The organism is Pseudomonas sp. 67(2021) (assembly GCF_017491835.1).
GTDB classification, from domain to species: Bacteria; Pseudomonadota; Gammaproteobacteria; order Pseudomonadales; family Pseudomonadaceae; genus Aquipseudomonas; species Aquipseudomonas atacamensis.
The window spans coordinates 114060-134920 of record NZ_JAFGYL010000011.1; the positions used below are offsets into that span (position 1 = coordinate 114060).

The window sequence follows — 20861 nt, forward strand, 5'->3', positions numbered from 1 at the left end:
CAGGCGACCGAATGTCGGCGTGAGTGGAGACTAAATGATCTAAGAATCGCGAAATAAATAACTTTTTCGAATGAGCTTATGAGCGGAAAAATCTAAGACAGGCGAGGATGTGAGCCTTTGACTGATCGTTCCCACGCTCTGCGTGGTAACGCCTCAAGGGACATTCTGTGTCCAAAGTGACGCGGAGCGTCACAGGCTGCATTCCCACGCAGAGCGTGGGAACGATCAAGGCCGGGGCGGCTTTAATTGCTGATGGCGAGAATACTCGCCTGATACGCGCCAACAAACACATCGAAATCGCCAACCTCGTTCTGCTCAAGCTCGGTCTGCTGCGCCAGCGATGCGCGCGCCAGTTCTTCAAACTTCGCTTGCTCATCCGCCGCCAGTGGCTCGCTACGGAAAAACTCTGCATGCGCCTGACTCTGACGCAACGAGAACTGCGCAAAGCTTTCCTTGTGCTCAGCCATGGCCGCCAGCACCTGCGCCGATGGCGTCAGCGACGGGTCGTTGACCTTGGCCAGTTGCGCATCCAGCGCCTTGCTGTGGGCATCGCCGCCGACGCTCTGATCGAGCATCGCCGCCAGCGGAGCAATCTGTTCCAGCAGTTCAGCGGCCCATTGCTTCATCTCGACCGACTCACCATCACGCTGCAATTGCAGGCCCGGACGGCGACCTTCCTTGACCACGCTGAGGAAGTTCGAGGTGGCGTTGCCGCACGAAGTGTTGGTCAGCAGCGGGCTGTCGTTCAGCGCGCAGTACAGCAGGAAGGCGTCGATGAAGCGCGATTCGGTGAGGTCGATGCCCATCGGCAGGAACGGGTTGATGTCCAGGCAGCGCACTTCGACGTACTGGATGCCGCGCGCCATCAGCGCCTGGATCGGCCGCTCGCCGGTGTAGGTCACGCGTTTCGGGCGGATGTTGGAGTAGTACTCGTTTTCGATCTGCAGGATGTTGGTATTGAGCTGCACCCACTCGCCATCCTTGTGCGTGCCGACTTCCACGTATGGCGCGTAGGGCGTGGCCACCGCTTCGCGCAGGCTGTCGGTATAGCTCGCCAGATCGTTGTAGCACGGTGTCAGGCCGGCCTGGGCGTTGCTCTGATAACCGAGATCGCTCATGCGCAGGCTGGTCGCGTATGGCAGATACAGCGTGTCCGGGTCGAGCTGCTCGAGCTGATGCGAACGCCCGCGCAGGAAGCCGGCGTCCAGCGCTGGCGAGGCACCGAACAGGTACATCAGCAGCCAGCTGTAGCGACGGAAGTTGCGGATCAGCGCGATGTAGGACACCGACTGGAAATCGCGATCGGTGCCGACGAAACCTTCGGCCTCGCGCAGCAATGGCCAGAGTTGTTCCGGCAGGGAAAAGTTGTAGTGAATCCCGGCAATGCACTGCATGGTCTTGCCGTAACGCAGGGCCAGGCCCTTGCGATAGACGTATTTGAGCTGACCGATGTTGGAGGTGCCGTAATAGGCAATCGGGATGTCTTCCTCGGCCGGCAACGGGCACGGCATCGATGGACTCCACAGGTACTCGTTGCCGAGTTTGCTGTAGGCAAAACGATGAATCTTGTCCAGGCTCGCCAGCGTGTCGGCAGGATCCGGCAGGGCGGGGGTGATGAATTCCAGCAGCGACTCGGAGTAATCGGTGGTGATCTGTTCGTTGGTCAGCGCGGAACCCAGGGCTTCGGGGTGCGGCGTTTGCGCCAGGCGACCTTCACTGGTCACGCGCAGGCATTCACGTTCGATACCGTGGAGGCACTGCTTGAGCAGAGAGAGGTTAGCGCGCTCGCCAAGCAGAGCCAGGCGGCGGTTGAGAAGTTCGCTCAATTTGGATTCCTTCACGCGTCAGTCGCCCCAATATGGGGGTGGGCAGGACGGTCTACAAGGGTGAAGTTGAAACTGGCGTTATCGCCTGGTTTGTAGCGGCAGGCCATTTGCCGGTCAGTCAAGAACTGCACAATCCCTGTGGGAGCGAGCCTGCTCGCGAAGAGGGTTTTGCAGTCAATATCATCGTCGACTGACACACCGTCTTCGCGAGCAGGCTCGCTCCCACAGGATTCATTGCGCCGAAATTAACTCAAAATGATGAGCAACATCTACAGGACAGCGAAGGTGCCTTGCGCTTTTGCGACCAGTTTGTCGCCCTGCATCACCTCGGCTTCGACCACCAGCGTGCGCCGGCCCGGGTGGATCACCCGCGCCGTGCACAGCACCTCGCCCTCGGAAACGGCGCGGATGTAGTTGATCTTGCATTCGATGGTCGCGCTCTGCTGATCGAAACCATGGCTGCTGGAACAAGCCAGGCCCATGGCAATGTCGACCAGACTGAACAGCGCGCCACCGTGCAGCTTGCCGCCACGGTTGCGCAGTTCGGGCTCAAGCGCCAGGGCGACTTGCGCCACCCCGGTTTCGAGACTGTGCAGGCGACAGCCCAACAGCTTGAAAAACGCGCTCTCGACGAGCCCGGCCGGCATTTCCATCAGCGTTTCTTCAACTGCTTGGCGTTGGCGAACAGCGAGGCCATCGCATTGTTTACCGGCGCGGCGGTGACGGTTTCCTTGCGTGGCGCATTGTTCGACGGCTGGCGTTGTGCCGAGCCCGGGCGCGAGCCACGGGCGCCATCGATTTTCTCGCCCGGGGTGTCGCCCATGCGCATCGACAGGCCGACGCGTTTGCGCGGGATATCGACTTCCATGACCTTCACTTTCACCACGTCACCGGCCTTGACTGCTTCGCGCGGGTCCTTGATGAACTTTTCCGACAGCGCCGAGATGTGCACCAGACCATCCTGATGCACGCCGATGTCGACGAACGCACCAAACGCCGTTACGTTGGTCACCACGCCTTCAAGGATCATCCCCAGTTGCAGATCCTTGAGGTCCTCGACGCCTTCCTGGAACTCGGCGGTCTTGAACTCCGGACGCGGATCGCGACCGGGTTTTTCCAGTTCTTGCAGGATGTCGGTGACGGTCGGCAGACCGAAGGTTTCGTCGGTGAATTTCTTCGGATCCAGACGCTTGAGAAACGCGGCATCGCCGATCAGCGAGCGAATGTCGCGGTCGGTTTCAGCGGCAATGCGCTGCACCAGCGGATAGGCTTCCGGGTGAACCGCCGACGAATCCAGCGGGTTGTCGCCGTTCATCACGCGCAAGAAACCGGCGGCCTGTTCGAAGGTTTTTTCGCCCAGACGCGCGACTTTCTTCAGCGCTGCACGGGTCTTGAACGCGCCATGTTCGTCACGGTGAGCAACGATGTTCTGCGCCAGCGTTGCATTGAGGCCGGAAATCCGCGCCAGCAATGCCACGGAGGCGGTGTTCACATCCACGCCCACGGCGTTCACGCAGTCCTCGACCACGGCATCCAGGCCGCTCGCCAGCTTCAGCTGCGAGACGTCGTGCTGGTACTGGCCGACACCGATGGATTTCGGATCGATCTTCACCAGCTCGGCCAGCGGATCCTGCAGGCGACGGGCGATCGATACGGCGCCACGGATCGACACGTCCAGATCCGGGAATTCCTTGGCCGCCAGTTCCGACGCCGAGTACACCGAGGCGCCGGCTTCGGACACCATGACCTTGGTCATTTTCATCGCTGGATATTTCTTGATCAGTTCGATCGCCAGCTTGTCGGTCTCGCGGCTGGCAGTGCCGTTGCCGATGGCGATCAGGTCCACTGAGTGCTTGGCACACAGGGCGGCCAAGATGGCGATGGTCTGATCCCACTTGTTGTGTGGCACGTGCGGGTAAACCGTGGCGTGGTCGAGCAGCTTGCCGGTGGAGTCGACTACGGCAACCTTGCAGCCGGTACGCAGGCCCGGGTCGAGGCCCAGGGTCGCGCGCGGGCCGGCCGGAGCGGCCAACAGCAGGTCGTGCAGGTTGTGTGCGAACACGTTGATCGCTTCGGTTTCGGCACCGTCGCGCAACTCGCCCAGCAGGTCGGTTTCCAGGTGGGTGTAGAGCTTGACCTTCCAGGTCCAGCGCACCACTTCACCGAGCCATTTGTCCGCCGGGCGGTTCTGGTTCTGGATGCCGAACTGCTGGCCGATCATGCCTTCGCACGGGTGCATGGTGCCGGGCAGCTCATCGCCGACTTTCAGCGCGGAGCTGAGAATGCCTTCGTTGCGGCCACGGAAAATCGCTAGGGCGCGGTGCGAGGGCATGCTTTTCAGCGGCTCGTCGTGTTCGAAATAATCACGGAACTTGGCGCCTTCCTCTTCCTTGCCAGCGATGACGCGGGCACTGAGGATCGCTTCCTGTTTGAGGAAATTGCGCAGCTTTTCCAGCAGGCTGGCGTCTTCGGCGAAGCGCTCCATGAGGATGTACTTGGCGCCTTCCAGCGCAGCCTTGACGTCGGCCACGCCTTTTTCGGCGTCGACGAAGCGCGCGGCTTCGGTTTCCGGCGACAGGTTCGGGTCGTTGAACAAGCCGTCGGCCAGTTCGCCGAGGCCGGCTTCGAGGGCGATCTGGCCCTTGGTGCGGCGCTTCTGCTTGTACGGCAGGTACAAGTCTTCGAGACGGGTCTTGGTGTCGGCGAGCTTGATGTCGCGCTCAAGGGCAGGGGTGAGTTTGCCTTGCTCCTCGATGCTGGCGAGGATGCTGATGCGCCGTTCGTCGAGTTCTCGCAGGTAGCGCAGGCGCTCTTCCAGATGACGCAACTGGGTGTCATCGAGGCTGCCGGTGACTTCTTTCCGGTAACGGGCGATAAAGGGGACGGTAGAACCTTCATCGAGTAGCGCGACGGCCGCTTCGACCTGTTGTGGGCGTACGCCGAGTTCCTCGGCGATGCGGCTGTTGATGCTGTCCATAAAACCACCTGACATAGTATGAAAGCAGGCTCGCAGGCACGCAGATAATGGCCTGGAGGCTGATTGAGCGGCTGGAAAATTGCCGCTGCCTGGATCAAGAAGCTGCCCATTGACCCGTGAAATCGAACAGTTACTGCACAGGGCCGGAAAAAATACCGGCCATTTACGGTAACGATTCAGACGTTGCCTGGCGCAAAACGCCGCGCATTATAACCAGCGTTCTGTCATTCGGGGGCGTTGCAGGCTGTAGGCATAAACCCCGGTTTTCTGGCAGTGAAGGAAAAATCTGCTAACAATGCACACGGTGCGTATAACGGCAGCTACGCCATAATGCGCGCCGAGCTAAAAGGAGCATCCAATGAGCAGCACTGCACAAACGGCTGAAGGCGAAAAAATTCTTATCGTTGATGACGATCCGGGGCTGAGCAGCCTGCTGGAGCGTTTCTTCGTCAGCAAGGGCTACCGTGCCCGTACCGTTCCGAACACCGAGCAGATGGATCGTCTGCTGGCGCGTGAAGTGTTCAATCTGGTCGTTCTCGACCTGATGCTGCCGGGCGAAGACGGCCTGACCGCGTGCCGCCGCCTGCGCAGCGCGAACAACCAGATTCCGATCATCATGCTCACCGCCAAGGGCGATGAGCTGAGCCGTATCAAGGGCCTTGAACTGGGCGCCGACGATTACCTGGCCAAGCCGTTCAACCCCGACGAGCTGATGGCGCGGGTCAAAGCGGTATTGCGCCGTCAGGCTGCCCCGGTACCGGGCGCGCCGGGCAGTGAAGACGAAAACGTCACCTTCGGTGATTACGTGTTGTCGCTGGCGACCCGCGAGCTCAAGCGTGGCGATGAAGTGCACATGCTCACCACCGGTGAGTTCGCGGTACTCAAGGCGCTGGTGATGAACGCGCGTCAGCCGCTGACCCGCGACAAGCTGATGAACCTCGCCCGTGGCCGTGAATGGGATGCGCTGGAGCGTTCCATCGACGTGCAGATCTCGCGTCTGCGCCGGATGATCGAACCCGATCCGTCGAAACCGCGCTACATCCAGACTGTCTGGGGCGTGGGTTACGTGTTCGTACCGGATGGCACCGCCACCAAGTGATCGGTGATTTGTAGGAGCGGGTCTGCAAGGCTCTGGCCGCACGGCCATTGCCACAGACTCGCAATCCGCAATATGCGAGCATTGCTCGCTCCTGCAAGTGTGTAGCGGTTAAAGATGAAAACCCCCGTCTGGTTCCCCCAAAGTTTTTTCTCCCGCACCCTCTGGCTGGTGCTGATCGTCGTGCTGTTTTCCAAGGCGCTGACCCTGGTTTATCTGTTGATGAACGAGGACGTGCTGGTGGACCGCCAATACAGCCATGGTGTCGCTCTGACGCTGCGCGCCTATTGGGCCGCCGACGAAGAAAACCGCGCAAAAATTGCCGATGCCGCGACCCTGATTCGTGTGGTCGGCGCCGGCGTGCCGGAAGGCGAGCAGCACTGGCCGTACAGCGAAATCTATCAGCGGCAGATGCAGGCGGAACTGGGTGCCGACACCGAGGTGCGTTTGCGCATGCACTCGCCGCCGGCATTGTGGGTGAGGGCACCGAGCCTGGGCGATGGCTGGCTGAAAGTGCCGTTGTATCCGCACCCGCTGCGCGGCCAGAAAATCTGGAACGTGCTCGGCTGGTTCCTCGCCATCGGCCTGTTGTCGACGGCGTCGGCATGGATTTTCGTCAGCCAGCTCAACCAGCCGTTGAAGCGCCTGGTGTATGCCGCGCGGCAACTCGGCCAGGGCCGCAGCGTGCGCCTGCCGATCAGTGATACGCCGAGCGAAATGACCGAGGTTTATCGCGCCTTCAACCAGATGGCCGAGGACGTTGAACAGGCCGGACGCGAGCGCGAGCTGATGCTGGCGGGGGTTTCTCACGACTTGCGTACACCGCTGACGCGCTTGCGCCTGTCGCTTGAATTGATGGGCGATCACACCGACCTCACCGACGACATGGTCCGCGACATCGAAGACATGGACGCGATTCTCGACCAGTTCCTCGCGTTCATCCGCGATGGTCGTGATGAGTCAGTGGAGGAGGTGGACCTCAGCGATCTGGTGCGTGAAGTCGCCGCGCCGTACAACCAGAACGAAGAGAAAGTGCGCCTGCGCCTGGAACCGATCCAGCCGTTCCCGCTACGTCGAGTGTCGATGAAGCGCCTGCTCAACAACCTGATCGGCAACGCCTTGAACCATGCCGGCACGGGTGTTGAGGTCGCGGCTTATGTGTCCGGAGATACCAGCGCGCCGTATGTAGTGCTGAGCGTGATGGACCGTGGCGCCGGGATTGATCCGTCCGAGCTTGAGGCAATCTTCAACCCGTTTACCCGAGGTGATCGGGCTCGCGGTGGCAAAGGCACCGGGCTGGGGCTGGCGATCGTGAAAAGGATTGCGGCGATGCATGGCGGCAACGTCGAATTGCGCAACCGGTCCGGGGGTGGACTGGAGGCGCGGGTGAGATTGCCGCTGGGGTTGATGTTGCCCCGAGATGCGGTTTAGAAGCAGCTGCAAGCTACAAGCTACAAGCTGCAAGCAAGAGCGCTTTTCACTTGCCGCTTGAGGCTTGCCGCTAGCAGCTGCTTCTCTAGCCCTTGCCCTTGGTGCGGGTCATATTCGGCCCGCCATTCTTTTCCAGATGCTCGATGATGATTCCGGCGACATTCTTGCCAGTGGTGGTTTCGATGCCTTCCAGTCCCGGTGACGAATTCACTTCCATCACCAGCGGCCCGTGATTGGAACGCAGGATATCCACACCCGCCACTGCCAGGCCCATGACCTTGGCCGCGCGCAATGCGGTCATGCGTTCTTCCGGGGTGATCTTGATCAGGCTGGCGCTGCCGCCGCGATGCAGGTTGGAACGAAATTCGCCCGGTTTGGCCTGGCGCTTCATTGCGGCGATCACCTTGTCGCCGACCACGAAGCAGCGGATATCCGCGCCGCCGGCTTCCTTGATGTATTCCTGAACCATGATGTTCTGCTTCAGGCCCATGAACGCTTCGATCACCGACTCTGCCGCCGTCGCGGTTTCGCACAGCACCACGCCGATGCCCTGAGTGCCTTCGAGCACCTTGATCACCAGCGGTGCGCCGTTGACCATGGCGATCAGATCGGGGATGTCGTCCGGCGAGTGGGCAAAGCCGGTGACCGGCAAACCGATGCCGCGCCGCGACAGCAGCTGCAGCGAACGCAATTTGTCCCTTGAGCGGGCAATGGCCACCGACTCGTTGAGCGGGAACACGCCCATCATTTCGAACTGACGCAATACCGCGCAGCCGTAGAACGTCACCGACGCGCCGATCCGCGGGATCACCGCGTCGAAACCTTCCAGCGGTTTGCCGCGGTAATGGATCTGCGGCTTGTGGCTGGCAATGTTCATGTAGGCGCGCAAGGTGTCGATCACCACCATTTCATGCCCGCGCTCGATTCCGGCTTCGACCAGACGGCGGGTGGAATACAGACGCGGATTACGCGACAGCACAGCGATCTTCATGCAACACCTGTGGAGGAGGTAGATACCGGGAACACCGGCTTGTCTTGTACATACTTGATGCCCGGATTGACCACCAACTGGCCATCGATCAGGGCTTTGGAACCGAGCAACAGGCGATAACGCATGGACTTGCGGCAGGCCAGGGTGAACTCCACCGGCCAGACCCGATCGCCCAGGGCCAGCGTGGTGCTGATCACATAGCGCACTTGCGCATGGCCGTTGGAGCTCTTGATGGTTTTGCGCGTGACCAGCGGCGCTTCGCAGCGCCGGTGACGCAACTGCACCACCGTGCCGAGATGCGCAGTGAAGCGCACCCATTTCTCGCCGTCGCGTTCGAACGGTTCGATATCGGTGGCGTGCAGGCTGGAGGTGCTGGCGCCAGTGTCGATTTTTGCGCGCAGGCCGGCGACTCCCAGGCCCGGGAGCGCCACCCACTCGCGCAGACCGACAACGGTCAAATGATCAAATGTCTTCAAAGAAAAAAACCAAGGGTTAACGCTTCCAGGCCTCGTCCGGCACCTGGGCCAACGCTTTGAATGCAGGTCTGGCGAACCAGTAGCCCTGCATCAGGAATATTCCACAGTCCGCGAGGAAATCCCGTTCCCCGGCGCTTTCTATGCCTTCGGCAATGACTGTAACGTCCAACTCCGCACACATTGTGACAATCCCCCGCACGATCACCTGACGGACACGGTCCTGGTCAACATCGCGGATTAGCGCCATGTCGAGTTTGATCAGGTCCGGTTGGAAATCAGCCAGCAGATTGAGCCCCGAATAACCGGCGCCGAAATCGTCGATGGCGGTCTTGAAGCCGAATTCGCGGTATTCACGCAGAATATTGGTCAAATGGCGATAATTATCTACGTGCTCGATTTCCAGGGTTTCGAAAATCAGTCGGTCGATCGGAAAGTTGTGTTTGCGTGCGGCCTCCAGTGTGCTGCGAATGCATAGCTCTGGACGGTAGACGGCGTTGGGCAAAAAGTTGATCGACAAGTGTGTCTGCATATTAAGGCTCGCCGCGCCTTCGATGGCGCGGGTCCGGCAGAGCTGGTCGAAACGGTAGCGGTTGTCTTCTGTAACCTGATTTAACACCGACAGTGCACCTTCCCCGGCCACGCCTCTTACCAACGCTTCGTGGGCAAACACCGATTCATCGCGCAGATCGACGATCGGCTGGTAGGCGAAGGCAAAATCGAAATCCAGCGGTTCGCTCTGCTGGCAGCCCTGGCAACCGCCCTTGGGTGAGGTCAACGAAGTTGGAAATTTAGTCACGCGGTCACTCCAGGCCGGTCAGGCGGCGAAGATCACAGTCTATCTGGAGGGCTGAGTTCTTGCGCCCGACAGAAACGGTAGTACAGTTCCGACTACTGGCTGAGCGAGGAATTCATATGGGACAGAAGCAGGAGGAGGACGACAAGGTCCGTCTCGATAAATGGCTATGGGCAGCGCGTTTCTACAAGACCCGTGCATTGGCCAAAGCCGCCATTGAAAGTGGCAAGGTGCATTGCCGTGGCGAGCGCTGCAAACCGGGCAAGGAGCCGCGCATCGGTGATGAGTTCGAGATTCGTACCGGCTTCGAAGTGCGCACGGTGAGGGTCGAGGCATTGTCGATCGTGCGTCGTGGCGCACCCGAGGCGCAGACCTTGTATGCCGAGACCGAAGCGAGTATTGCCAAGCGTGAAGCAGCTGCGGCGATGCGCAAGGCGGGATCGTTGGGCGTGAGCACCGATGGCAAACCGAGCAAGAAACAGCGGCGGGATCTATTCAAGTTTCGCGGTAGCAGCAACGAAGATTGAAACGTTGTGCCGGCCTCTTCGCGAGCAGGCTCGCTGCCACATTCGATCGAGTCGTCTGTGGCAGCGAGCCTGCTCGCGAATCGAGTACGACGCGGTATCAGGCGCTACGCACCACACTCATCCGCGACACCATCGGCAGCTTGCCCAGCAACGCGAAAACCGGCGCGGTCATCTTCAACCAGAAGTTCGCCGCGTGATAGGCAAACGGTGTGTAGTAACCCCAGCCCAACGCCCACACCGCCAGCAGCACGCCGCCGATGTAGTCGTCCTGACCCCAATGCGCGCCGGCCACCAGACGCGGCAGCATGAACAATACTGCCAGACCCCATACTGTTAGAAATTGTCCGACGGTGCGGCTGAACACGCCCATGAACAATGCCCAGATCAACAGCACTGAGGCATGATCACCGGGAAAACTCTGGCCGGAACGGTCCTTCAGCTCCCAGGTTTTTTCCAGATGCGGAAAGTAATCGCTGATGTGCACGGCGCCCTCAAGCACCATTGACGGGCTGCTGTGCTGCCAGCCCATGTGATCGGCGAATTTGGAAAACAGCGCGCGGATCACCACCATCAGCAGCAGGATCGAGAAAAAACCGAAGAACGCGCGACGCACGTCGATCGCCCTGAAGACCCAGTCGCCCTTGATCAGCAGCGTCAGCAGAATCAGTCCGACGACGATGTCGAACGGGCGCAGACTTGCAATTGCCCAGATGTGGAGCCATATCGGGTTGCTGGCCAGCGGCGCATTCAGCGAGCGGAACAGCCACTCGTCGAAAATCACACACAGCATCTGGCCGGTAGGCCATAACCAGAAAGCCAGCAGCGCCAACGGCACTACGTTACACAGAACCAGCCGGCCGAGGTTCCACCTTGATTGGAACAAACCCGGATTGTTCATAAAATGCCTCCCATGGCGAAAAAGCGCCGGCACCAAAAAAAGTGCCAGCAAGCGCAAATTTTCACGTTTTGTAATCATTTTGTCATCACATTCAGATACCCAGACCTATGACCGACCTAGCGGATACCGATTTCACTCAACGCTTCATCTTCGATGACAGCGACACTCGCGGCGAACTGGTAGCGCTGGAGCGCAGCTACGCCGAAGTCCTCGCCAAACACCCGTACCCGGAACCTGTCGCGCAGTTGCTCGGCGAACTGATGGCGGCCGCTTCGTTGCTGGTCGGCACGCTCAAGTTCGATGGCTTGCTGATTTTGCAGGCACGCTCGGAAGGGCCGATTCCGCTGCTGATGATCGAGTGCTCCAGCGAGCGTGAGATCCGTGGTCTGGCGCGTTACAACGCCGAGCAGATCGCCGCAGACGCCACCCTCAGCGATCTGATGCCGGACGGCGTTCTGGCCCTCACCGTCGACCCGACTGTTGGCCAGCGCTATCAGGGCATTGTCGATCTCGACGGCGAAACCCTGTCGGATTGCTTCACCAACTACTTCGTCATGTCGCAGCAGGTTGGCACGCGCTTCAAGCTGTTCGCCGACGGTCGTCGTGCCCGCGGCATGTTGCTGCAACAACTCCCCGCCGATCGCTTGAAAGACGAAGAGGACCGCGCCGCCAGCTGGCAGCATCTCACCGCGTTGGCCAGCACTCTGAGCGCCGATGAGCTGCTGAGCCTGGACAACGAAACCGTCCTGCATCGCCTGTACCACGAAGAACAAGTGCGCCTGTTCGATGTGCAGCATCTGCGCTTCAGTTGCAGTTGCTCGCGGGAACGCTCCGGCAATGCGCTGGTCAGTCTTGGGCTGGAAGATGCGCTGGCGCTGGCCGCCGAGCAGGGCGGCAAAGTCGAGATCGATTGCCAGTTCTGCAATCAGCAATACCTGTTCGACGCGGCCGATATTGCTCAATTGTTCGCTGGCGCAGGCGTCGATACGCCGTCAGATACCCGTCACTAAAACGGTTCAGCGCAGGTAAATTCACTGCGGAATGACGGAATATCGCCGTTACGACGGGAGGACCCTACTCTTTTTGGGCTTTTCTGGCATAATCCGGCCCACTTTTTTCGCGGTAGTAGTGCACGACTTTCTACTACAAAACGTTTGGAGCACACTCGGCCACTGGCCGACGGGGAACCTCATGACGCAAGCCAATAACGCCGTGTACACCGATCTGAGTGTTGATGATCTGGTAAAAGAAGCCTTGAATCGCGGTGAAGGCGAGCTTGCCGATACCGGCGCTCTGGTTGTTCGCACCGGTCACCGCACCGGCCGCTCGCCAGTCGACCGTTTCATCGTTGAAGAGCCTTCCACCCAGGCCGCTATTGCCTGGGGCCCGATCAACCGCAAGTTCCCGGCCGACAAGTTCGATGCCCTGTGGGCTCGCGTCGAGGCCTTCAACAACGCGCAAGAGCACTTCGTTTCCCACGTGCATGTAGGCGCGGCGGAAGATCACTACCTGGCCGTGAAAATGACCACGCAGACTGCCTGGCAGAACCTGTTCGGTCGTTGCCTGTTCATCAACCCGGCCCAGTACAACCCGGCTGGCCGTGAAGAATGGCAAGTGCTCAACGTCGCCAACTTCGAGTGCGTGCCTGAGCGTGACGGCACCAACTCCGATGGTTGCGTGATCATCAACTTCGCGCAGAAGAAAGTGCTGATCGCCGGCATGCGTTACGCCGGCGAGATGAAGAAAGCCATGTTCTCTGTGCAGAACTTCCTGCTGCCGGCCGCTGACGTGCTGCCAATGCACTGCGCTGCCAACATCGGCGAAGACGGCGACGTGACCCTGTTCTTCGGTCTGTCGGGCACCGGTAAAACCACCCTGTCGGCCGACGAAAGCCGTTACCTGATCGGTGACGACGAACACGGCTGGGGCGAAGGCGTGGTGTTCAATATCGAAGGCGGTTGCTATGCCAAGTGCATCGACCTCTCCGAGAAGAACGAGCCGGTCATCTGGAAAGCCATCAAGCACGGTGCGGTGCTGGAGAACGTCGTTATCGACGACGCCAAGCACGCCGACTACGCCGATGTCAGCCTGACCCAGAACAGCCGCGCCGCCTACCCGCTGGAGCACGTTGCCAAGCGTTCCGAGAAGAACCTGGGTGGCGAGCCAAACGCGGTGATCTTCCTGACCTGCGACCTGACCGGCGTGCTGCCGCCAGTGTCGATCCTCAACGAAGAGCAAGCGGCCTACCACTTCCTGTCCGGCTACACCGCACTGGTGGGCTCGACTGAAATGGGTTCGGGCAGCGGCATCAAGTCGACCTTCTCCACCTGCTTCGGCGCACCGTTCTTCCCGCGTCCGGCTGGCGAATACGCCGAACTGCTGATCAAGCGCATCCGCGGCTTCGGCTCCAAGGTCTACCTGGTCAACACCGGCTGGACCGGCGGCGGCTACGGCGTCGGCCAACGCTTCAACATCCCGACCACCCGCGCGGTGATCGCAGCGATCCAGAGCGGCGCGCTGATCGGTGCAGCCACCGAACACCTCGACACCATCAACCTCGACGTGCCTCTGGCGGTCCCGGGCGTCGACACCAACCTGCTCAATCCACGCAACACCTGGGCTGACAAGGCTGCGTACGACGAGGCAGCGAAAGCATTGGCCGGTCTGTTCATCGAGAACTTCAAGAAGTTCGAAGTGAGCGACGCGATCAAGGCGGCTGGGCCGAAGTTGTAAGCAGTAGTTTGCGGTGAATAAAAAACCGCCCTTTGGGGCGGTTTTTTATTTCCGATCTGAAATGCAGCTTGGTTGGACTCAAAGACGTGGCTTGCCCTGGCTATGTGTCAATCAGCCAGTGCACTCAGCACATGGACAGGATCGTTATGAATGGCCTTGAGTAGTGCTTTGGCCGGCCCAGTCGGCTGACGACGACCTTGCTCCCAATTGCGTAACGTTCCCAATTGGACATCGATCAAGGCTGCGAACTTTGCCTGCGTCATTCCCGTCGCTTTGCGAATCTGTTTAACCTGTAATGCATCCACATAGAATTCGCGGGACGGCTTTTTTTCACCCCGAAGAATCTCATCCATTTCCTGCACGCTTTCCATCAGCTCATCAAAAAACTTGCTCATGGTTACCTCCAGTTTCCAATCATGGCCTTCAGTGCTTTCCGTTCGTCATGGGTAAGATCCTGCTGCTCGTTTTTTGGATAAATCATCAACAACGCGATCTGTGATGCTGAAACGAAGTGGTAGTAGATAACCCGTGCGCCACCCCGTTTGCCATGGCCTTTGGAGGCGACTCGTGCTTTACGCACCCCGCCGGTTCCTTCTATTACATCGCCAATGGAGGGGTTTGCGACCAACTGCTTTTGAAAGGTGGCGTAGGCATCGTCGTCCAGTAACTCTCTTACTCGGCGGGTGAAGACTGAAGTCTCAATAAAAATCATGGTCAATGTACGCCAGTGACTTACTTTCAGGCAATGCTGAAGTGTTGATGACGATGACTGGTGCCTGGTCGCCGACAGATGATCGGCGGCGATCAGGCTGCTCGCCTTAGGCAGGGGCTTTCCAGTTGAGCATCTGTGTCTGCGCGACTTGCAGCAGCTCGCAGCCGACCTGTCAGCAGGTACAGAGCGTGGGTGATGTGGGTGTCACTGACCAAAGCAGCGACACCCAGGACTATAGGTTCGCACCACCACCTCGCGATAGCCGACAAGGCATCGCGTAAAGTAGGAACGGGACGAACAAAGCGCCAGACGTTGCTACCGATGCTTCAACGCCTTTCAACGCAGATGCTGGTAACCGGAAATATCCAGCAGGCTTGTGGTCAGTCCGGTTGCAGGGCGGTAGATCGTGCCTTTGACTGCTGAAAACGGCACGCCTTTGCTGCCCAGCGAGACATAGCGCTCGCCTTTGTCCAGTTCGGTGAAATAGGTGTAGGACTGGCTGTGCATCTTCTTGTAGCGGGCTTCGTCGCTGACGATGGCGCCGGTGAGGCGGCGCAGCTCGGTATCTGTCAGGTTGAGCGTTTTGCTCAGTGGCACGCCCCAGCGCTTGAGGCAGGTTTCCGCCAGATGGCGAACGATGCGGCCGGGCTCGATCAGCGCGTTGAGGTCGCCGCTGTTGGTGGGCTCGCCGCCGAGCGCCGTGGCGTTGCCAGCAAGGGTGGCGTGGCGACCGGCCATTGGATAGATCGAAGTCCTGGTGCCGGTAGCGGTTTGCGGGATCACGCAGCTGAAGCCTTTTGAGCGCTCGTCGCGGGCATAGAAGGCGATGTATTCCTTGACGTTGGATTCGAGTTTGACGCGGTTTTCCTGGAAGTTGCCAATTCCCGGGACTGGATCAATCGCAAAGATATTCACCGGAATATGTTTGAGCGCAGCGTCCCTGGACATTGCATTGGCAAGCATATGGCAACTGATACCACCCCGGCTCCAGCCGAGCAGATTGACACGCGTCGGAATAATGCCGTCCTTACGGAAAGTCTTGATGATCTGTTCCTGCAACTTCTGTTGCGTGATACTTCGGTCGCCATAGTTATACTGGCGCCAGAACCAGGAGCCTTCCTCTTTTACATCTTCAATAGGAATGCCTGCGGCTTTCAGACGATTATATTCTGCCTCGGTAAGTTGTTTACGCTGCCAATCGCATTTGCCTTTGATGATATTCAACGCATGCTGCACGTTTTCATCCCAGCCTTTACCGAACAGCGTGCCGGACAAGCCGTATTCAGAGGTTTTGGTGAACAGGTCGTCGGCTTGCAGATTGCCGCTGCCAGGGCCATCGACGACGATCCACTCGGCAAATTCGCGTCCGCTGTGGTGTGCAGCGAGCGTAGAAACGATTTCGCCGTCCCAGAAGCTTTTATGTTTGTCATCAAACTTGTTGGAGCCGGTGCCGCAGAAAAATATTGTTAAAGTTGTCATTTCGTTGCTCTTGCTTATGTATAGGAGCAGTCAAGTTAGTTTTAGGTGGTGTTAAAAATAAAGGGCGTTGTTGTGTCTGCGTTCGTAATGTGAAGTTTGTTATATATATGTAGCTGAGCTTTTCGAAAGTATGTCGAGGCGCTTCAATTGTTAAACGCTTGGTTTTCGCTTCCCATGTATCATTCAGTATCGAATCAACCCCGACCTTTTCTCGACTCGCTGCAATCGCCCGCTAGGCTTTGGGCATGGCAGCAGTCAAAGGAGTGACAGTAAATGCACCACACCCTGGAACAGGTTTTTGGTTATCCACAGTTTCGCCCCGGTCAGGAGGCCGCTGTCAGCGCGGTGCTGGCGGGGCGCTCCGCGGCGGCGATCTTTCCCACCGGCTCCGGCAAATCGCTTTGCTATCAGCTGCCGGCGCTTTTACTGCCACACCTGACATTGGTGGTTTCGCCGTTGCTGGCGTTGATGCAGGATCAACTGGCGTTTCTCAAGCGCCACGGTATCTCCGCAGGCAGTATCGATTCGGCGCAGAGCCGCGAGGATGCCAACGACGTCATGGCTCGTGCGCGGTCGGGGGAATTGAAGATTCTGATGATCTCCGTCGAACGCCTGAAAAATGAGCGCTTCCGCAACTTTCTGCAGCAGGTGCCGATCTCGTTGCTGGTGGTCGACGAGGCGCACTGCATTTCCGAATGGGGCCACAACTTTCGGCCGGACTACCTGAAATTGCCGGACTACCAACGTCAGTTCAACATCCCGCAGGCCTTGCTGCTCACCGCCACGGCGACACCAAAAGTCATCGCCGACATGCAGGCCAAATTCGCCATCGCCCCGGCAGATGTGGTGACCACCGGATTTTACCGGCCTAACCTCAACCTGCTGGTCGAGCCTGTACGCGGTCAGGACAAGCGCCGGCGTCTGGTCGAATGGATGAGCGAGCGTCCCGGGCAACCGAGCATTGTCTACGTGACGTTGCAGAAGACCGCCGAGCACATCGCCGAGCATCTTCAACACAATGGAATTCAGGCCGAGGCATACCACGCAGGTTTGCCCCACGATCAGCGTGAAGACATTCAACGCCGCTTCATGGCCGGGCAGTCCAATTGCATTGTTGCCACCATTGCCTTCGGCATGGGCATCGACAAGAGCGACATCCGTAACGTCGTGCATTTCGATCTGCCCAAATCCATCGAAAACTACAGCCAGGAAATCGGCCGCGCCGGGCGTGACGGGCAGCCCTCCGACTGCCTGGTACTAGCGAATCGCGACAGCCTCAATGTGCTGGAAAACTTCGTCTACGGTGATACGCCCGAGCGCGACGGGATTCGCTATGTGCTCAATGAACTCGAAGCCTCGGTCCCGGAAGGGCAATGGGAGTTTCTGCTTGGGCCATTGGCGGATCAGAGCAACATTCGCTCGTTGCCGTTGAAGACTTTGCTGGTGCAGCTGGAACTGCGAGGCCTGATCGCGCCGCGCTACGCTTATTACGCTGAATACCGCTTCAAATATCTGCTTGAGCCTGAAGCATTGCTCCAGCGCTTCGAAGGCGAGCGCAGGGATTTCGTTGCGGCGATCATCAGAACGTCCACGCGAGCACGCACCTGGGCCACAGTAGATTTCGAGGCGATGTATTCGCAGTATTCCGCCGAGCGCAATCGCGTAGTGACAGCGCTTGATTACTTCCAGGAAAAAGGCTGGGTCGAGCTTGAAAGCAAGCAAATGACCGAGGTTTACAGCCTGCTGCAAAGTGATTTTGCCAGCGACGCCCTGAGCGCTGAGCTGCACGAGTATTTCACTCGCCATGAACGGACTGAAGTGGCGCGAATTCACGCCATGCTTGAGGTGTTCGCCACCGAACGCTGCCTCGGCTATCGCCTGGCCGAGTATTTCGGTGACCAAAATGCCCCTGAACATTGCGGCCATTGTTCGGTATGTCACGGCCAGATCGCGCGGTTGCCCGAGCCGCCGCCATTGCCGCCGCTTGTGGATAAAAACTTCGCGCAGCTGTGTGGTGAATTTATCCACAGGCATGAGCAGCACACAGGCAGCCTACCGACGGCCGAACGCCTGACGCGGTTCCTGTGCGGAATCAGCGTGCCGTTGTTCACCAAACTCAAGGCGCGGGCGATACCGGGTTTTGCTGCGTTGGAAGAGTATCCCTACGCAAAGGTCCGCGAGTGGGCGGACAGTCACTTGCTCGATTGAGCAGAGAGTCTGTGGGCGCTGCATCCATCCGCTGAATGTCGACCATCACGCTAATAAACTTCAAAAAGCGTCGTGGCCTGACTAAGGTTGGAATCTGTCTTTGGGCCACCCACAAGAGAACAACATGAGCCAGACAAGCTTCGAGATTCAGCAGGCTGCCGTGATCGGCGCGGGCACCATGGGCCGTGGCATCGTTATGTGCCTGGCCAATGCTGGCGTGAACGTGCAATGGGTGGATAACAATCCACAGATGCTTGAGCAGGCGCTGACGACGGTCGCGCAAACTTATGCACACAACGTGCGCCAGGGCCGCATTGATCAGGCCGAGGCGGATGCGCGAATGGCTCGCGTATCTGCAGCGGCGGATTACGCGGCGATCCGCAACGTCGATCTGGTGATCGAAGCGGTGTACGAGAACCTCGAACTGAAGCAGAAGATTTTTCGCGAACTCGATGGTCTGCTCAAGCCTGAGGCCCTGCTGGCGAGCAACACCTCGGCGCTGGACATCGACGCCATCGCGGCTGCGACCCGGCGCCCGGCACAGGTGCTGGGTCTGCACTTCTTCAGCCCCGCGCACATCATGAAACTGCTGGAAATAGTGCGAGGTGCGCAAACCTCACCAGCGGCCCTGGAAGCAGCGCTGGCGCTCGGCAAGCGCATGGGCAAGGTCAGCGTGGTGTCGGGCAACTGTCACGGTTTTATCGGCAACCGCATGCTGCATCCGTATGTACTGGAAGCGCGCAAGATGCTTCTCGAAGGTGCTTATCCACAGCAGGTGGATACCGCGCTGCAAGGCTTCGGCTTCGCCATGGGGCCGTTTCGCATGTACGACGTGGTTGGCATCGATCTGGAATGGCGTGCTCGGGAGCTCGCTGGTAAAGGGCAGGATGCGCCGGAAGTTCAGATCGATAATCGTCTATGTGAAATGGGCCGGTTCGGGCAAAAGTCCGGTAACGGTTACTACCACTATGAGCCGGGGAGTCGCCAGGCCGAGCATGATCCGGAAGTGGACGCGCTGGTGCTGCGAGTCAGCGAAGAACTGGGTTTCCAGCGTCGCGATATCGGCGCCGAAGAAATTCTTGAGCGCTGTTTGCTGGCGCTGGTCAACGAAGGCGCGAAAATTCTGCAGGAAGGCATTGCCGGCTCGGCCCACGACATCGATCTGGTGTACTTGAACGGCTATGGTTTTCCAGCAGAAAAGGGTGGGCCGATGGCGTGGGCGGATCAGCAGGGGCTAGCGGATATCCATCAGCGCTTGCTGGCGCTGGAGACACGCCAGGGCGATCAGTGGAAGCCGGCGCGGCTGATTGGCGAGCTGGCGGCGCAGGGGAAGGGGTTTGCTGATCGTTGACACCGGTCGGCTGTGCTGACGCCTTCGCGAGCAGGCTCGCTCCCACAGGTAAAGTGTTCGTCATCATGATCAAATTCAAGTAAGAAAATGCGAGAACCCTGAATGAATCAACGCTGCGACTACCCCCACTTCCAGCCCATCACCACACGCTGGCACGACAACGATGCCTACGGTCACGTCAACAACGTTACCTACTACAGCTTCTTCGACACGGCGGTGAACACTTATCTGATTCAGGTCGGTGGCCTGGATATTCATGACGGCGAAGTGGTGGGATTCGTGGTCAGTTCCGCCTGCGATTACTTTGCCTCGATCGCTTTTCCCGATCTGATCGAGATCGGACTGCGGGTCGGCAAGCTGGGCAACAGTTCGGTGCAATACGAACTGGCTGTGTTCAAGGTTGGCGAAAGCGAGGCGTGTGCGGCGGGGCGGTTCGTGCATGTGTTCGTCGATCGGGCGAGCAATCAGCCGGTGCCGATTCCGGCAGGTTTGCGTGGGGCGCTGGAGCGGCTGGTGGTCTAGGCGCGCAAAAAAAATCGCAGCTAAAAAGCTGCGATTTTTTGTTCAGGCCTTCGCCTTAGTGGTGGCGATAGTACTTGTGATGCTTGCGGTGGCCGTAGGCATGGCCGCGACCTGGATGACCACGGTCGCGGTAGTAGCGACGGTCATCATGGCGACGGTCGTAGCGACGATCATCATCGTCGCTCTTGTTGCCCATGTAGTTACCCAGCGCGCCGCCTGCACCGCCACCAGCGGCGGAGCCGATCAGGCTGCCGGTGGTGCCGCCGAGACTGCGGCCAACCACGTTACCGCCGGCTGCACCCAGTGCACCACCAATGGCTGCTTCGCCACGGCTGCGCTTGTCTGCGCCGACCGCACTACCACCCGCGCCGCCCAGGGCTGCGCCGATGGTGGAACCTGTATTGCCGCCTAACGATTGACCGACGACCGAGCCAAGAACCCCGCCCAATGCGCCGCCCACACCTGCTTCGGTGGTGCCTCCGGCAGAAGCGAAGCCACTGACCAGGCCAAGGGACAACAAGAGAATCGAGGAGAACTTCATAGAGGATGAGCCTCAAAGGGATGACGGCGCCGATCCTGAAGCTCTGCAATGGGCGTGACAATCAAAATCCGACGAATAACACGACTTGTATACAATATTGCAAGTTACTGTTTTTTCACCGGAACTTAACCGATTTTCGCCGGTCTTTAGCTACTTCGGACAGGCCGTTTTCATGCAGAAACGGCCTTTTTTGTGAGCGGTCGAAAATCTTTGCCACGGCAGATCTGTTGAAAGATCGATGGCTTTCGCGAGCAGGCTCGCTCCCACATTTGAAATGCATTCCAACTGTGGGAGCGAGCC

At 59.0% G+C, this 20861-nt stretch carries 19 protein-coding genes; 8 read left to right on the forward strand and 11 right to left on the reverse strand.

All coding sequences use genetic code 11. The features are described 5' to 3' along the window. Positions 1-242: 242 nt before the first annotated feature. From gshA to J5M66_RS15485, 3 genes are all read right to left on the reverse strand, one after another. Positions 243-1826, reverse strand: coding sequence for a glutamate--cysteine ligase (gshA, locus tag J5M66_RS15475; RefSeq protein ID WP_207808029.1), 1584 nt, complete (start codon positions 1824-1826; stop codon positions 243-245). A 269-nt stretch (positions 1827-2095) separates the two neighbouring features. Then, positions 2096-2479 (reverse strand): PaaI family thioesterase, encoded by a 384-nt coding sequence (locus J5M66_RS15480; RefSeq protein ID WP_122611138.1) that lies wholly within the window; start codon positions 2477-2479, stop codon positions 2096-2098. Further along, positions 2479-4803 carry a Tex family protein gene (locus tag J5M66_RS15485; RefSeq protein WP_207808028.1) on the reverse strand — a complete coding sequence of 775 codons (2325 nt, stop codon included), beginning with the start codon at positions 4801-4803 and terminating at the stop codon, positions 2479-2481. Before J5M66_RS15485 ends, J5M66_RS15480 begins: the two co-directional genes overlap by 1 nt. A 358-nt stretch (positions 4804-5161) precedes the next feature. Between J5M66_RS15485 and ompR the strand changes: the two genes are divergently transcribed. Together ompR and J5M66_RS15495 are read left to right on the forward strand one after the other, a co-directional pair. After that, a complete protein-coding gene (ompR, locus tag J5M66_RS15490; protein WP_016772186.1) occupies positions 5162-5902 on the forward strand; it encodes a two-component system response regulator OmpR in 741 nt (246 codons plus the stop codon). 114 nt (positions 5903-6016) lie between these two features. Beyond that, on the forward strand, positions 6017-7330 hold the full coding sequence (locus tag J5M66_RS15495) for an ATP-binding protein (protein WP_016770645.1): 1314 nt from the start codon (positions 6017-6019) through the stop codon (positions 7328-7330). 85 nt (positions 7331-7415) lie between these two features. Here J5M66_RS15495 and rimK read toward each other — a convergent pair whose 3' ends face one another. Genes rimK through J5M66_RS15510 form a run of 3 tightly spaced genes read right to left on the reverse strand, consistent with a single transcriptional unit; the run spans position 7416 to position 9593 of the window. Beyond that, on the reverse strand, positions 7416-8321 hold the full coding sequence (gene rimK / locus J5M66_RS15500) for a 30S ribosomal protein S6--L-glutamate ligase (protein ID WP_024011184.1): 906 nt from the start codon (positions 8319-8321) through the stop codon (positions 7416-7418). Further along, on the reverse strand, positions 8318-8779 hold the full coding sequence (locus tag J5M66_RS15505) for an ATP-dependent zinc protease (RefSeq protein WP_172667902.1): 462 nt from the start codon (positions 8777-8779) through the stop codon (positions 8318-8320). Before J5M66_RS15505 ends, rimK begins: the two co-directional genes overlap by 4 nt. 34 nt (positions 8780-8813) lie before the next feature. Further along, positions 8814-9593, reverse strand: a complete 780-nt coding sequence (locus J5M66_RS15510) for an EAL domain-containing protein (protein ID WP_122698818.1) — start codon at positions 9591-9593, stop codon at positions 8814-8816. 116 nt (positions 9594-9709) lie between these two features. On the opposite strand from J5M66_RS15510, the gene J5M66_RS15515 reads away from it, so the two are divergent. Then, positions 9710-10117 carry a S4 domain-containing protein gene (locus tag J5M66_RS15515; protein ID WP_039756436.1) on the forward strand — a complete coding sequence of 136 codons (408 nt, stop codon included), beginning with the start codon at positions 9710-9712 and terminating at the stop codon, positions 10115-10117. Positions 10118-10214: 97 nt separating this feature from the next. Here the strand turns inward: J5M66_RS15515 and J5M66_RS15520 are convergent, their stop codons facing one another. Further along, entirely contained in the window at positions 10215-11015 is an 801-nt protein-coding gene (locus tag J5M66_RS15520; protein WP_207808026.1) for a phosphatase PAP2 family protein, read from the reverse strand. Positions 11016-11122: 107 nt separating this feature from the next. On the opposite strand from J5M66_RS15520, the gene hslO reads away from it, so the two are divergent. Next, positions 11123-12025 (forward strand): Hsp33 family molecular chaperone HslO, encoded by a 903-nt coding sequence (gene hslO / locus J5M66_RS15525; RefSeq protein ID WP_016772180.1) that lies wholly within the window; start codon positions 11123-11125, stop codon positions 12023-12025. 181 nt (positions 12026-12206) lie between these two features. Then, positions 12207-13748, forward strand: coding sequence for a phosphoenolpyruvate carboxykinase (locus J5M66_RS15530; protein ID WP_016772179.1), 1542 nt, complete (start codon positions 12207-12209; stop codon positions 13746-13748). A 107-nt stretch (positions 13749-13855) separates the two neighbouring features. Here the strand turns inward: J5M66_RS15530 and nadS are convergent, their stop codons facing one another. The 3 genes from nadS to J5M66_RS15545 all read right to left on the reverse strand — a co-directional run bounded on the left by nadS (position 13856) and on the right by J5M66_RS15545 (position 15939). Then, positions 13856-14143 carry a NadS family protein gene (gene nadS, locus J5M66_RS15535; RefSeq protein ID WP_016772178.1) on the reverse strand — a complete coding sequence of 96 codons (288 nt, stop codon included), beginning with the start codon at positions 14141-14143 and terminating at the stop codon, positions 13856-13858. Positions 14144-14145: 2 nt separating this feature from the next. Then, positions 14146-14460 (reverse strand): type II toxin-antitoxin system RelE/ParE family toxin, encoded by a 315-nt coding sequence (locus tag J5M66_RS15540; RefSeq protein ID WP_130910162.1) that lies wholly within the window; start codon positions 14458-14460, stop codon positions 14146-14148. A 336-nt stretch (positions 14461-14796) separates the two neighbouring features. Next, complete coding sequence (locus J5M66_RS15545; RefSeq protein ID WP_207808025.1) at positions 14797-15939, reverse strand: hypothetical protein; 1143 nt, start codon at positions 15937-15939, stop codon at positions 14797-14799. Positions 15940-16212: 273 nt separating this feature from the next. On the opposite strand from J5M66_RS15545, the gene J5M66_RS15550 reads away from it, so the two are divergent. The 3 genes from J5M66_RS15550 (at position 16213) to J5M66_RS15560 (ending at position 20020) form a co-directional block, all read left to right on the forward strand. Then, positions 16213-18147 carry an ATP-dependent DNA helicase RecQ gene (locus J5M66_RS15550; RefSeq protein WP_207808023.1) on the forward strand — a complete coding sequence of 645 codons (1935 nt, stop codon included), beginning with the start codon at positions 16213-16215 and terminating at the stop codon, positions 18145-18147. A 124-nt stretch (positions 18148-18271) separates the two neighbouring features. Then, complete coding sequence (locus J5M66_RS15555; protein WP_207808021.1) at positions 18272-19498, forward strand: 3-hydroxyacyl-CoA dehydrogenase; 1227 nt, start codon at positions 18272-18274, stop codon at positions 19496-19498. A gap of 102 nt (positions 19499-19600) precedes the next feature. Continuing rightward, positions 19601-20020 (forward strand): thioesterase family protein, encoded by a 420-nt coding sequence (locus J5M66_RS15560; protein ID WP_071174077.1) that lies wholly within the window; start codon positions 19601-19603, stop codon positions 20018-20020. 55 nt (positions 20021-20075) lie between these two features. Here J5M66_RS15560 and J5M66_RS15565 read toward each other — a convergent pair whose 3' ends face one another. Then, positions 20076-20561, reverse strand: coding sequence for a glycine zipper domain-containing protein (locus tag J5M66_RS15565; RefSeq protein ID WP_039756448.1), 486 nt, complete (start codon positions 20559-20561; stop codon positions 20076-20078). Positions 20562-20861 lie beyond the last annotated feature (300 nt).